The organism is Pseudomonas sp. Tri1 (assembly GCF_017968885.1).
In the GTDB taxonomy this organism is placed as follows: Bacteria; Pseudomonadota; Gammaproteobacteria; order Pseudomonadales; family Pseudomonadaceae; genus Aquipseudomonas.
In genome coordinates this window covers 1,582,956-1,596,877 of record NZ_CP072913.1, presented here as the reverse complement: position 1 = coordinate 1,596,877, position 13,922 = coordinate 1,582,956, and the positions used below count along the sequence as shown (strand labels likewise).

Annotated in this window: 10 protein-coding genes, 2 pseudogenes and 1 riboswitch; of the genes and pseudogenes, 11 read left to right on the top strand and 1 reads right to left on the bottom strand. The window is 62.3% G+C overall.

What is annotated here, in order from left to right; genetic code table 11:
• Nucleotides 1-20: 20 nt before the first annotated feature.
• Nucleotides 21-1,133 carry an enoyl-CoA hydratase/isomerase family protein gene (locus J9870_RS07110; protein ID WP_210643285.1) on the top strand — a complete coding sequence of 371 codons (1,113 nt, stop codon included), beginning with the start codon at nt 21-23 and terminating at the stop codon, nt 1,131-1,133.
• Between the two features lie 167 nt (nt 1,134-1,300).
• Here J9870_RS07110 and J9870_RS07105 read toward each other — a convergent pair whose 3' ends face one another.
• Nucleotides 1,301-1,693, bottom strand: a complete 393-nt coding sequence (locus J9870_RS07105) for a hypothetical protein (RefSeq protein ID WP_210643284.1) — start codon at nt 1,691-1,693, stop codon at nt 1,301-1,303.
• A 304-nt stretch (nt 1,694-1,997) separates the two neighbouring features.
• A riboswitch (guanidine-I (ykkC/yxkD leader) is annotated at nt 1,998-2,099 on the top strand.
• Between the two features lie 60 nt (nt 2,100-2,159).
• Between J9870_RS07105 and J9870_RS07100 the strand changes: the two genes are divergently transcribed.
• The 10 genes and pseudogenes from J9870_RS07100 to J9870_RS07055 all read left to right on the top strand — a co-directional run bounded on the left by J9870_RS07100 (nt 2,160) and on the right by J9870_RS07055 (nt 13,778).
• Nucleotides 2,160-3,227, top strand: coding sequence for a putative urea ABC transporter substrate-binding protein (locus J9870_RS07100; RefSeq protein ID WP_210643283.1), 1,068 nt, complete (start codon nt 2,160-2,162; stop codon nt 3,225-3,227).
• Nucleotides 3,228-3,242: 15 nt separating this feature from the next.
• Nucleotides 3,243-4,058, top strand: a complete 816-nt coding sequence (locus tag J9870_RS07095; RefSeq protein ID WP_210643282.1) for an ABC transporter permease — start codon at nt 3,243-3,245, stop codon at nt 4,056-4,058.
• Nucleotides 4,055-4,843, top strand: a complete 789-nt coding sequence (locus tag J9870_RS07090; RefSeq protein WP_210643281.1) for an ABC transporter ATP-binding protein — start codon at nt 4,055-4,057, stop codon at nt 4,841-4,843. Before J9870_RS07095 ends, J9870_RS07090 begins: the two co-directional genes overlap by 4 nt.
• 13 nt (nt 4,844-4,856) lie before the next feature.
• Nucleotides 4,857-5,582: an urea amidolyase associated protein UAAP1 gene (locus tag J9870_RS07085; RefSeq protein WP_210643280.1), complete on the top strand. Its 726-nt coding sequence runs from the start codon at nt 4,857-4,859 to the stop codon at nt 5,580-5,582.
• A gap of 11 nt (nt 5,583-5,593) precedes the next feature.
• The gene (locus J9870_RS07080; RefSeq protein ID WP_210643279.1) at nt 5,594-6,235 is read left to right on the top strand and encodes an urea amidolyase associated protein UAAP2; all 642 of its coding nucleotides are present in this window, start codon (nt 5,594-5,596) and stop codon (nt 6,233-6,235) included.
• 293 nt (nt 6,236-6,528) lie between these two features.
• On the top strand, nt 6,529-10,170 hold the full coding sequence (uca, locus tag J9870_RS07075) for an urea carboxylase (RefSeq protein ID WP_210643278.1): 3,642 nt from the start codon (nt 6,529-6,531) through the stop codon (nt 10,168-10,170).
• A 22-nt stretch (nt 10,171-10,192) separates the two neighbouring features.
• Nucleotides 10,193-11,970: pseudogene (gene atzF / locus J9870_RS07070) on the top strand (allophanate hydrolase).
• Between the two features lie 251 nt (nt 11,971-12,221).
• A pseudogene (locus tag J9870_RS07065) lies at nt 12,222-12,839 on the top strand (GGDEF domain-containing protein); the annotation flags it as partial.
• A complete protein-coding gene (locus tag J9870_RS07060) occupies nt 12,832-13,050 on the top strand; it encodes a cysteine-rich CWC family protein (protein WP_210643276.1) in 219 nt (72 codons plus the stop codon). The pseudogene J9870_RS07065 and the gene J9870_RS07060, both read left to right, overlap by 8 nt.
• 35 nt (nt 13,051-13,085) lie before the next feature.
• On the top strand, nt 13,086-13,778 hold the full coding sequence (locus J9870_RS07055) for a pseudouridine synthase (RefSeq protein WP_210643275.1): 693 nt from the start codon (nt 13,086-13,088) through the stop codon (nt 13,776-13,778).
• The last annotated feature ends 144 nt before the right edge of the window (nt 13,779-13,922 follow it).

Genomic DNA, 13,922 nt, shown 5'->3' with positions numbered 1-13,922 from the left:
ATTTTCTGATCGAGGTCACGATGAATCTGCACTTCGAAGAGCTCACTGGCATCGACGGTGCCCGCATCGGCATCGCCACGCTGGATGCCGAGAAATCCCTGAACGCCCTTTCGCTACCGATGATCAACGCCCTGCGTGATCGTTTCGATACCTGGGCCAGAGACCCGCAAATCGTTTGTGTTTTATTGCGCGGCAATGGCGCCAAGGCCTTCTGCGCCGGCGGCGAAGTGCGCAGCCTGGTGGAGGCCTGCCGGGCCAACCCCGGTGAAGTACCGCCCCTGGCTGCGCAATTTTTCGCAGCGGAATACCGCTTGGACTTCAACCTGCACACCTACCCCAAGCCCTTGCTGTGCTGGGGCCACGGCTATGTCCTGGGCGGCGGCATGGGCCTGCTGCAAGGCGCGAGCACCCGGATCGTCACGCCGAGCAGTCGCCTGGCAATGCCGGAGATCAGCATCGGCCTGTACCCGGATGTCGGCGCCAGTTGGTTTCTGTCGCGCCTGCCCGGCAAGCTCGGCCTGTTTCTCGGCCTGACCGGTGCCCATATGAACGCCCGGGACGCCATCGACCTGGGGCTGGCCGATCGCTTCCTGCTGGATGAACAACAGGACGATCTGATCGAAGGCCTGCTGCAACTCAATTGGCAGGAACAGACCGAGATGCAGCTCAACAGCCTGCTCAAGGCCCTGCAACAGGAAGCGGTTAGCCAATTGCCTGAAGCCCAGTGGCTGCCGCGTCGACAGAAAATCGATGAGTGGCTGGATGTCAGCGATGTGCGCTGCGCCTGGAAGGCCCTCAGCCTGCTGGTGGAGCACCCGGATCCGTTGATCGCCAGGGCGGCCAAGACCATGACCGAAGGCTCACCACTGACCGCTCATCTGGTCTGGGAACAGATCGCCCGTGCCCGGCATCTGTCCTTGGCCGGGGTGTTCAGGATGGAGTACACCCTGAGCCTCAACTGCTGCCGTCATCCGGAGTTCAGCGAAGGCGTGCGCGCGCGGCTGATCGACAAGGATCACAAACCCCATTGGCACTGGCCGGACATCAATCATGTGCCCGAAGCGGCGGTCGAGGCGCATTTTCACAAGGCGTGGGAAGGGCGGCATCCGTTGGCGGATTTGTCCAACGAGTAAACGATCCAGGAAGAGATCCCTGTGGGAGCGAGCTTGCTCGCGATAGCGGCATGTCAGACACATCAATGCTGACTGACCCGACGCCATCGCGAGCAGGCTCGCTCCCACAAGTTTTATGCAGGCACAAAAAAGCGGCGCTCAATGCGCCGCTTTCTGTTGCCGATGGATCAGCGGTGGCTGCCCCGTCCATCATGATCGCCGCGTCCCCGATGATCACGCCCGCCTCGACCACCACTGCGGTCGTCATTCCAGCCACCCCGGTCACGGCCATCCCAGCCGCCCCGATTCGGATAAGACCGGTACGCAGCTCGCGGTGGCGAGTAATAGCGTGGGCCTTGTTGGTAGTAACGCGGCGGCGAGTAATAACGTGGCGCCGGTTGGTAATACCGCGGGGCGTAATAACCACGCGGCGCCGAATAGTAGCTCCCGCCGCCGTAATAGATCGGCGCCGGTGAGGTGTAGACCTCGGAACGGTAGTAGCTGGTGTCTGCGTCGTAATAAGGCACGCAAGCCGAAAGACTCAAACCGAGAAACGCAAGGAGTAGCAGTCGTCGATACATGGCGGCCTCCTGGACCGCGGATGGGCCACATCAGCGACGCTGATGGGCGGCAGTCAACTTTGTGTGACTGACAAATACTCAGACAGCAAAATGGGAATCTGGTGCGACCCGGCAACAACTGGAAACATGTCACTCGTCGCCCTCTTCCGGTGCGCGGTAGCACCACAAGCAAGCACAAATCCGCCCTCCATCATCCGTCCCCACCACCTACCCCATCTGGCCCGGGCCTTTGCCCGAATTGGCACGGCTCTCGCTTTAACAAACTCCGTGCAGGAGTCATCACAGGTTCGCGGCACCACAATTTGCAATGGCTGACTAGGGTTCCGGCTCGCCTCTGGCGAGTGACTGGTCCGAGAGTTGGCGACCTCCAGTTGAGGTTACACGGCGGGACAAAAGCCCGGGAGACAAGCCACCGTTCGCGGTGCTGCGTTGCTCCTGTCCGCCCTCGATCAACTGGAGAACCACCATGCTCAAGCTTCGTCTGGCCACTCTGCTCATCGCCGCCTTTTCGGCCCTGGTGAGCCTTTCCTCCCCCGCTGCGCAAAAAGACCACTTCAGCGTCTGCTGGACCATTTACGCTGGCTGGATGCCCTGGGAATACGCCGGCAGCCAAGGCATCGTCGACAAATGGGCGAAAAAATACGGCATCAAGATCGATGTCGTGCAACTCAACGATTACGTCGAATCCATCAACCAGTACACCGCCGGTCAGTTCGACGGCTGCACCATGACCAATATGGACGCCCTGACCATTCCCGCCGCCGGTGGCGTGGACAGCACCGCACTGATCGTCAGCGATTTCTCCAACGGCAACGACGGCATCGTCCTCAAGGGCGCGGGCAAGAAAGTCGCTGATCTCAAGGGCATGGACGTCAACCTGGTGGAACTGTCGGTCTCCCATTACTTGCTGGCCCGCGCCCTGGATTCGGCCGGTCTTACCGAGAAAGACCTGAAAGTGGTCAACACCTCCGACGCCGATATCTCCGCCGCCTTCAACACTGATCAGGTCAAGGCCGTTACCACCTGGAACCCGATGCTCTCGGACATCAAGGCCCAGCCCGGCGTGAGCGAAGTGTTCAACTCCAGCCAGATCCCCGGCGAGATCATGGACATGATGGTGGTCAACACCCAGACCCTGCAGGACAACCCAGCCCTGGGCAAGGCGTTGACCGGCGCCTGGTTTGAAGTGGTGGCGCTGATGAACGCGAAAAACGCCGCCAGCAAGGCGGCACTGGAACACATGGCCAAGGCCTCGGGCACCGACCTGGCCGGCTTTCAGTCGCAACTGGACACCACCAAGCTGTTCGCCACGCCCAAGGAAGCCCTGAGCTTCGCCACCAGCCAGCAACTGCCGACGACCATGGGCAAGGTGGCCGAGTTCTCGTTCCAGCACGGCTTGCTCGGCGAAGGCGCCAAAAATACCGACGCGGTCGGCATGGCTTTCGCCAATGGCGTGACCCGCGGCGACAAGGCCAACCTCAAGCTGCGCTTCGACCCGACCTACGTACAGTTGGCCGCCGACGCCAAGCTGTAAACCGGAGAAGCTGGCATGCGCCTGATCAACCGCTACCCGGATCGTCCCAGCCGCTTGTTGCTGGTGATCCTGCCATTCGCGCTGGTGTTGTTCGCCTACTTCATGGGCTCGGCCGACCGGTTGACGGATAACCCTAACGACAAGTTGCTGCCCAGTGCCGTGCAGATGGCCGATGCGGTGAAACGCCTGGCCTTCACCGCCGATGCACGCAGTGGCGATTACTTGCTCTGGCAAGACACCGCGTCGAGTCTGCGTCGGCTGGCCATCGGCCTGGGCATCAGTGCCCTGGCGGGGCTGTGCCTGGGCATCGCCGCCGGCACGTTGCCGCTGCTGGGCGCGCCGCTATCGCCATTGCTCACCGTGGTGTCGATGGTGCCGCCGCTGGCGATCCTGCCAATCCTGTTCATCGTCTTCGGATTGGGGGAATTATCGAAAGTCATGCTGATCGTGATTGGCATCACGCCGTGCCTGGCCCGGGATCTGGAACAGCGCGCCCGGGAAATTCCGCCCGAGTTGCTGATCAAGGCCCAGACCCTCGGCGCTTCGACCTGGACGCTGATGCTGCGGGTGGTGCTGCCGCAATTGCTGCCGCGCCTGTTGATTTCCCTGCGACTGATGCTGGGGTCGGCCTGGCTGTTTCTGATCGCCGCCGAAGCCATCGCCTCCACCGACGGGCTGGGCTATCGGATTTTCCTGGTGCGGCGTTACCTGGCAATGGACGTGATCTTGCCGTACGTGGTGTGGATCACCCTGCTCGCCTGGCTGATGGATTGGGGCCTCAAGCGCCTGACGCGGCAAGCGTTCCCTTGGTATGAAGGGGCGAAGGCATGAGCTTCATTACCGTGAACAACGTCTGGCAACAATATGGCGATCAGGTGGTGCTTGAGCGCTTGAACCTGAGCGTCGCCGAGGGTGAGTTCTGCACCCTCGTGGGCGCATCGGGTTGCGGCAAGTCGACCTTCCTGCGCTTGCTGCTGGGCCAGGAGCGCGCCAGTCGCGGGCAGATTCTCCTGGACGGAGAACCCTTGGCCGGTGAGCCGGATGCCAGCCGGGGGGTAGTGTTCCAGCGCTACTCGGTGTTCCCGCATCTGACGGTGCTGGACAACGTAGCCCTAGGCCTGGAACTGCCGCGCTCGCCGCTGTTGGGACGACTGTTCGGCAGCGCCAAGCGCCAGGCCCGCGAAGAAGCCGCACGACTGCTCGATAAGGTTGGACTGGGCCATGCGCTGGACAAATACCCGGCGCAGTTGTCCGGCGGCATGCAACAACGGCTGGCCATTGCCCAAGCGCTGATCATGAAACCCCGGGTGCTGCTGCTGGACGAACCTTTCGGCGCCCTCGACCCGGGCATCCGCAAAGACATGCACACCCTGTTGCTGGAGCTGTGGCGCGAAACCCGGCTGACGGTGTTCATGGTCACCCATGACCTGTCCGAAGGTTTCAGCCTCGGCACGCGCCTGTTGGTGTTCGACAAGGTCCGTGCCGACCCGCACGCCCCCGGCGCCTATGGCGCACGCATCACCTACGACATTCCACTCAACAGCGACCGGCGCACCGCCCGGGCCGCCGTCGACGCCCTGCCCGCCGCACTGGCCGGCACGTTGCGTATCGCTTGAAAGGAGTTTTTCCATGACCGATTCGACCCCGTTGTTTGCGCCCTTCGCCGAAGAACTGCTGCCCGGTGGCGGCCACCGTTCCTTCGTGCTCAAGCGCGGCCAGCTGCTGCGCCTGACTGACCTGCGCGGCGCAGCCAACGTGAGCCTGACGCTGCTCAATGCCAACGAAAAAACCGAACGCCTGAACCTGCCCGACAGCCTCAAATGCCAACACACCGCCAAACTCACCGCCGGCCATTGCCTGTACTCGGATATGGGTCGGGTACTGGCAGCCATCACCGCCGACACCTGCGGCTGGAGCGATAGCCTTGGCGGCGTGCTCTGCGCCGAGGAAGTCGCGCAAAAATACGGCCAGGGCCGCTATCAGGAACTGCGCAACGGCTTCTTTCGCAACGGCACCGACAACCTGTTGGTGGAACTGGGCAAATGGGGCTTGGGCCTGTCCGACCTGCTGATGACCCTCAACTTGTTCAGTCGGGTCAACGTCGATGAGGCCGGACACTTTCACTTTGTCGAAGGCCATTCCAAAGCCGGTGACTACATCGAGCTGTACGCGCCGATGGACACCCTGGTGGTGCTGACCGCGCTGCAACATCCGATGGACCCGAACCCGCAATACGCCCCGCAACCACTCAAGCTCAGTTGGATGAACGCGGACCCCAGCGTCGCCGAGCACTGCCGCCAGTCGCGCCCGGAAAACCAGCGCGGCTTCATCAACACCGACCGTCTGTTCGCCTGAGGATCGCTGCCATGTCACTCGCCATCGCCACCGTACAAAAGCAGCCTGACACCGCCATCTATCGCGCCACCATTCCCGCCGGAGAACCGTGGCTGGTGGAGGTCAAGGCCGGCCAGACCCTGCGCATCCTCGACCTGGAGGGCAACCAGGCGGTCGATACGCTGTTCTACAGCCTGGCCAACCCCAAGGAACGCTACGACGTGCAGCGCACCCTGCGCCGGCAAAACAGCGTTTACCTGAGCACCGGCAGCGTCCTGTACTCCAACCTCGGCCACCCGATGCTGACCATCGTCGAAGACACTTGCGGGCGCCACGACACCCTCGGCGGCGCCTGCGCCCAGGAAAGCAACACCGTGCGCTACGCCCTGGAAAAACGCTACATGCACAGCTGCCGCGACAACTACCTGCGGGCCTGCGCCCACGACGGTCGCCTGGCCAAGGGCGATATCGGACCGAACATCAACTTTTTCATGAACGTGCCGGTCACCGCCGACGGCGGCCTGACCTTCGAAGACGGCATCTCGGCGCCAGGCAAATACGTCGACCTGCGGGCCGAGATGGACGTGATCGTGTTGATCTCCAACTGCCCGCAACTGAACAACCCATGCAACGCCTACAACCCCACGCCAGCGGAGCTCTTGATATGGAACTGAAACTCAGCCGCCTGCGACGCTGGCTGTTTGTGTTGTGCCAGAGCCGGTCGGGGCAGTGCATTAAATAGCTTTTATCAACGCCCACGATCCATGTGGGAGCGAGCTTGCTCGCGATTGCGGTCTGTCAGTTACATCAATGTTGGATGTGCCGCCGCTATCGCGAGCAAGCTCGCTCCCACAGGGAAGAAGGTGTTTGGAGGTTTGCCGCCAGGGACGACCCCGGCGGCCATCGAAAACTGCGGGACGGCCCGCATCCCAGTTCAGGCAGCGCTCATGCCTGAGGGGGCAATGCCATGTTCGAAAAAATCCTCATCGCCAACCGTGGCGCCATCGCCTGCCGCATCCTGCGGACCTTGGGCGAACTTAAGGTCCAAGGCGTCGCGGTGTACTCCCAAGCCGATGCCGCCAGCCTGCATATCCTGCAAGCCGATGAAGCCCACTGCCTGGGCGAAGGCGCAGCGGCCACTACCTATCTGGCGGTGGACAAGCTCCTGGCCGTCGCCAAAAGCAGCGGCGCGACGGCGATTCATCCCGGCTATGGCTTTCTCTCGGAAAACGCCGCTTTCGCCGAAGCCTGCGTGGCTGCTGGTATCGCCTTCATCGGTCCGACGCCAGAACAATTGCGGGTGTTCGGCCTCAAGCACACCGCCCGCGACCTGGCGCGCCGACACGGCGTGCCGCTGCTCGAAGGCACCGAACTGCTCGACAGCCTCGACGCCGCGCTGTTGGCCGCTACCCAGATCGGTTATCCGGTGATGCTCAAAAGTACCGCCGGCGGTGGCGGCATCGGCATGCGCGTATGCCGCACTGCCGGCGAGCTGAGCGAATCCTTCGAAGCCGTGAAGCGCCTGGGCCAGAACAACTTCAGCGATGCCGGGGTGTTCATCGAGAAGTACATCGAGCGCGCCCGGCACCTTGAGGTGCAGGTGTTCGGCGACGGCCAGGGCCAGGTGATCGCCCTGGGCGTGCGCGACTGTTCGGTGCAGCGGCGCAATCAGAAAGTCCTCGAGGAAACCCCGGCGCCGAACCTGCCCGAGGGCATGGCCGACGAACTCTGCGCCGCGGCGATCCAACTGGCCAAGGCCGTGAACTACCGCAGCGCCGGCACCGTGGAGTTCGTGTTCGACAGTGATGCCGGACGCTTCTATTTCCTGGAGGTGAACACTCGACTGCAAGTCGAGCATGGTGTCACCGAACAGGTATGGGGCGTGGACCTGGTGCGCTGGATGGTGCAACTGGCCGCCGGAGACCTGCCGCCACTGAGCGAGTTGAGCCAGGGTTTGAAGGCCGAGGGTCACGCGATTCAGGCACGGTTGTATGCCGAAGATCCGGGCCGGGATTTCCAGCCGAGCCCAGGGCTGCTGACGGCGGTGCAACTCCCGCAATGCGATGGTAAACAACTGCGCATCGACACCTGGGTCGAGGCCGGTTGCCAGATCCCGCCTTACTTCGATCCGATGATCGCCAAAGTCATTCGTTGGGCACCCACTCGCGAGCAGGCGCGCCTGGGCTTGCATCAAGCACTGGATGAAAGCCTGCTGTACGGCGTGGAAACCAACCGCCAATACCTGCAACAGATTCTCCTCGACGCACCGTTCGCCAGCGGCCGGCCTTGGACGCGTTGCCTGGAGTCGCTGGTCTACCGCGCCAACACTTTTGAAGTCCTCAGCCCTGGCACCCAGACCAGCGTCCAGGACTATCCCGGTCGCCTCGGTTATTGGGCGGTGGGTGTACCGCCGTCGGGACCGATGGACAGCCGCTCGCTGCGCCTGGGCAATCGCCTGCTGGGCAACGAAGAAGGCGCAGCAGCGTTGGAAATCACCATGAGCGGGCCGCTGTTGCGCTTCAACTGCGCTGCCCGGGTGGCCGTGACCGGTGCGGTGATTGCCCTGGCTCTGGACGGTGAAGCCGTGCCGATGAATACAGTGTTATCGATTGGGGCCGGCGCCACCCTGGCGATCGGCACCATCACTGGGGCCGGGGCGCGCAGTTACCTGTGCCTGCAAGGCGGCGTGCAGGTGCCGGACTACCTGGGCAGTAAAAGCACCTTCACCCTCGGCCAATTCGGCGGTCACGGCGGACGGGCATTGTGTACCGGCGATGTACTGCATCTGACTGAACTGGATGAACACGCCGCGCTGCCACAACAGAGCGCGCCGATCCTGGAGTTGCCGCCGCAACGGCAGATCCGGGTGATTTATGGCCCTCACGGCGCACCGGAATATTTTACCGAGCGCTACATCCAGACCTTCTTCGACACTGCATGGGAAGTGCATTTCAATTCCAGCCGCACCGGCGTACGCCTGATCGGGCCAAAACCCGAATGGGTACGCGCCGACGGTGGCGAGGCCGGCCTGCATCCTTCCAACATCCATGACAACCCCTACGCCATCGGTGCCGTGGACTTTACCGGCGACATGCCCGTCATCCTCGGCCCCGACGGTCCGAGCCTGGGCGGCTTCGTTTGCCCGGTGACGGTGATCGAGGCGGATCTTTGGCAACTGGGGCAACTCAAGGCGGGGGACAAGGTGCGGTTTGTACCGGTGGATGTATCGACCGCCCGATCTCTGGCCTTGAAATGGGATCAATGTGGGAGCGAGCTTGCCCGCGATAGCGGTCTGTCAGTGTCATCACGGTTGGATGTGCCGCCGCTATCGCGAGCAAGCTCGCTCCCACAGGGGATGGGGTCGCCTGTGGTGTTGGATATCGGGCAGGACGCTACCCGCCTGGTGGCGAGATTGGCCGGCGATACCCATCTGCTGCTGGAAATCGGCGCCCCCGAACTGGACCTTGTGCTGCGCTTTCGCGCCCACGCCTTGATGCAAGCCCTGGAACACAAAGAGCTACACGGGGTGATCGACCTCACGCCGGGCATTCGCTCGCTGCAAGTGCATTATCAACCCGAGCAAATGCCCCTGGTCGACCTTCTGACAATCGTCGCCGGTGAATGGGACGCGGTGTGCGCCGCACAGGATCTGCAAGTGCCGTCGCGCATCGTCCACCTGCCGCTGTCCTGGGATGACCCGGCGTGCCAGCTGGCCATCGAAAAATACATGACCACGGTGCGCAAGGACGCGCCCTGGTGCCCGAGCAACTTGGAGTTCATCCGGCGTATCAACGACCTGCCCAACCTCGACGAAGTGCAACGCACCGTGTTCGACGCCAGCTACCTGGTGATGGGCCTGGGGGACGTCTACCTCGGCGCGCCGGTGGCCACGCCGCTGGACCCACGGCATCGGCTGGTGACCACCAAATACAACCCGGCCCGCACCTGGACTGCGGAAAACTCGGTGGGCATCGGCGGCGCCTATATGTGCGTGTACGGCATGGAAGGTCCGGGTGGCTATCAGTTCGTCGGGCGCACTTTGCAGATGTGGAATCGTTATCGGGACGTCGCGGCCTTCGACGGCAAGCCTTGGCTGCTTAGGTTTTTCGACCAGATCCGCTTCTATCCAGTCAGTGCCGATGAACTGCTGCGCATCCGCCGGGATTTCCCCCTGGGCCGCTTCGATCTGAACATCGAACACAGCCAGCTCAACCTCGCGGATTACCAGCATTTTCTGGCGCAGGAGGCGAACAGCATCGCCGCATTCCGACAGCAGCAACAAGGCGCCTTCAATGCCGAGCGCGAGCGCTGGATCGCCAGCGGCCAGGCTCACTTCGACAGCGAAGAACCGACACCCGCGCCAAGCGAAGACTCATTGCTGGACGAACATCAACTGAGCGTCGACAGCCACATTGCCGGCAACCTCTGGCAGGTCCAGGTGGAGCTGGGCACTCGGGTCGCCGTCGGTGATGTGCTGGTGATTCTGGAGTCGATGAAGATGGAAATCCCGGTACTGGCGCCCGTGGCCGGGGTGGTGCGCGAAGTTCGCGTCCAGCCAGGTTCGGCGGTGCGCGCCGGACAGCGCGTCGTGGTGCTGGAACGTGACTGAACTCAATCAAAGGATCAATGCCATGAAGCTCTCTTTACGCCTGGACGACCTGCGCGACGCCTACCGCAGCGGTGAACTGACGCCCCGCCAATTGCTGTTGGACCTGCGGGAAAAAGCCGCCGCACTCAACCCGGACTATCACCTGTTCATCCACCTGCTGACGCCCGAAGAGCTGGAACCCTACCTGATCGCACTGCAAGACCAGGACTTGGAAAGCCTACCGCTGTACGGCGTACCTTTCGCCATCAAGGACAACATCGACCTGGCCGGTATTCCTACCACCGCCGCCTGCCCGGCATTTGCCTACGTACCGCAGCGCTCGGCCACCATTGTCGAGCAGCTATTGGCGTTGGGGGCGATTCCGCTAGGCAAGACCAACCTCGATCAGTTCGCCACCGGGCTCAATGGCACCCGCTCGCCGTATGGCGCCTGCCGCAACAGCGTGCTGTCCGACTATCCGGCGGGCGGTTCGAGCGCCGGTTCGTCACTGGCGGTGGCCCTGGGCGTGGCCAGTTTTGCCTTGGGCACCGACACCGCAGGTTCGGGTCGAGTGCCAGCGGCATTGAACAATCTGCTGGGATTGAAAGCGACCAAGGGCTTGATCTCCACCGCTGGCGTGGTACCGGCCTGTCGCACGCTGGACTGCGTCACGACCTTTACCGCAACGGCGCGGGAAGCCAGCCAGTTGCTGGCGCTGACGGCCCGTCTCGACCCTCGCGACGAATACAGCCGCAGCAACCCACTGTGGAACGACGGCTCAGCGTTCGGCGCCCCCCGACGCTTTCGCTTCGGCGTGCCTCGTCCTCAGGACCTGGCCTTTTTCGGCTGCGACGAAGGTCCGCAACTGTTTCTGGATGCCATCGAGCGGCTCGAACGCATCGGTGGCGAAGCGGTGGAACTGGACCTGTCGCCGTTCCTGGAAGCCGCACGCCTGCTTTATGAAGGGCCTTGGGTCGCCGAGCGCTACAGCGTCGCCGGCCAATTGATGGAGCGCGAGCCTGACGCCGTATTACCGGTGATCCGCGCCGTATTGGCGAAAGCGCCTAGCGTGGACGGCGTACAGACGTTCCGCGCCCAGTACCGTTTGCAAGCACTCAAAGCCCAATGCGACCGCATCATGGAAACGCTCGATTGCGTCCTCACACCCACCATCGGTCGGCCGGTGACCCTCGCCGAGTTGGCCGCCGAACCGGTGTTGCGCAATTCCGAGCTGGGTTACTACACCAATTTCATGAACCTGCTGGACTATGCCGCCGTCGCCGTTCCCAGCGCGTTCATGGCCAACGGACTGCCTTGGGGGGTGACGCTGTTCGGTCGAGCCTTCACTGATCAATACCTGCTCGGCGTGGCCGATGCCTTGCAGCGCCAGCAGGATCCGGCGTTGCCAACGCCAGCCAACCCGGCACGCCACGACCGGGCACGGCTGGTGGTGTGTGGTGCGCACCTGGACGGATTGGCGCTCAATTGGCAGCTCAAACGACGCGGTGCCCATCTGGTCGAAGCCACCCACAGTTCAGCCGACTACCGCCTCTACGCTTTGGCCGGCGGCCCACCCTTGCGCCCCGGCATGCTTCGGGTCAGTGACGGCGGCGTGGCGATTGAGGTAGAGGTCTGGGAACTGCCGAGCAGTGAACTGGGCTCGTTCCTGACCGGCATCCCCGCACCGTTGGGGCTGGGCAAGGTGCAATTGGCCGATGGTCGTTGGGAAAGCGGATTCATTTGCGAGGCGTATGGTTTGGAAGGCGCACGGGAGATCAGCCATTTGGGGGATGGCGGGCTTATCTGCGTAGCCTGGAATAAGGCCGACCCCGTGGCGAGGGAGCAAGCTCCTTCGCCACGGTCCTACAAACCTGCAAATTCGACTGTCTTTTCCCACAAGGCCACTAAACTGACTCCATTGGGTCTGTGCCAGGGGAATCGCCATGTCGCTCCGCTCACCGTTGTATGCCCAACGTTCACTGCTGCTGATGCTGGCGATTTTACTCGGTGTCGGTTTCCTGGTGACCTCACTACTGGGGTATTACGCCGCTGGCACTTCGATGCGCGAGAACGTCATCAAGGCGCTATACCTGAACCTGCTGATCGGCCTGCTCGTGACACTGGCCGCGCTGGCACTCCTTTATCGACTGATCGACAACTATGAACGGCGCATCGACGCCCAGACCATCCTCGACGGCCTGACCGAACTGCCGAACCGTCGCGGCTTCGATCTGTTGGCTGCGCAGGCCCTGCACGAAGCCCAGCGCGAGCCCAAACCCTTGACCGCGCTGTTGCTGGAGCTGGACGACTTCAAGACACTGGATGCCACCCACGGTCACATCGCCAGTGATCAACTGCTGACCGGGCTCGCACGCGACCTGACTGAAAGCCTGCGGCAATCAGACATTGTGTGTCGCTGGAGTACAGATGCCTTTGTCATACTGCTCAAGGACACCGATGGCCAGACTGGTCTGAAAATCGCTGAGAAAATTCGTCAGCACATCGAAAATCAGCGCTATTTCTGCAGTGGCAAACAATTGCTGGTGACCGTCAGCATTGGCCTCACCACCTTGCAAGACGAAGACGTCTTGCACAGCCTGCTATTGCGGACCGATCATGCGCTGCAACGCGCCCGGCAGACTGGGTGCAACCGAACCTGCGTGGAACTGCCTCACTCCAGCTATGAATAAACCCCAGCTTTGTCCAGCCTGCGGTGCCACCAACGATTGCACTTTGGCCAACCCGAAAACCGCCGACCATGCCTGCTGGTGTTTCGGCGTGAGTATCGACCCAGCTGTGCTTGAAGCATTGCCGGCCGAGTGGCGAGATCAATCCTGTCTGTGCCCGCGCTGCGCCCAGGTCGAAGCACAGTTGCAAGCCAAGCCCCGGCCGATCACGTAAGATGCGCGCCCTCCGCCCTCTTGCCTGCCCTGCCCATGCGCATTGACCGTTTCCTCAGTAATCTGCCCCGTTTCAATCGCCAACAGGTCCGACTGCTGCTGGTGGAACGTCGAGTGCGGATCGACGGCCAGGCAGTCAGCGATCCCCATGCGCAAGTGCGTGAGTTCAGCCGCGTCGAAGTCGACGACGACCTGCTGCAAGCAGGCCGAGCGGCGCGCTATTTCATGCTGCACAAACCACCCGGCTGCGTCAGCGCCACCCGCGATCCGCAGCACCCCACCGTCCTCGACTTACTGGACGAACCGGACAAGAACGACCTGCACATAGCCGGGCGCCTGGACTTCAACACCACCGGATTGATGCTGATCACCAATGATGGCAGCTGGTCGCGACGCCTGACCCAACCGCAGACCAAATTGCCCAAGGTCTATTACGTCGAGACCGAGCAACCCATCACAGCCGAATACGCCGCCACCTTCGCTCGTGGCCTGTACTTCGCTTTCGAAGACCTCACCACCCAGCCGGCGGAGTTGACGCTACTGGGCCCCAGATCGGCGCGACTGAGCATCGTTGAAGGACGCTATCATCAGGTCAAACGCATGTTCGGCCACTTCGATAACAAGGTATTGCGCCTGCACCGTGAACGCATGGGGCCATTGCTGCTGGACGCCCATCTAGAGCCAGGCCAGTACCGCGCCTTGAGCCCTGAAGAGATCCGCTTGATCTGAGCCCGCTACCGCTGGGCAGAAGTGTCGAACAATTTTCCAATCGGTACTTGCGCAACGGTCGGCCCCCTGCTTGAATCAAACCGTCGGCCGAAATGTGACCGATGAGTCACAACATACTTCCAAGAAACCTTTTGCCGGTTGGAA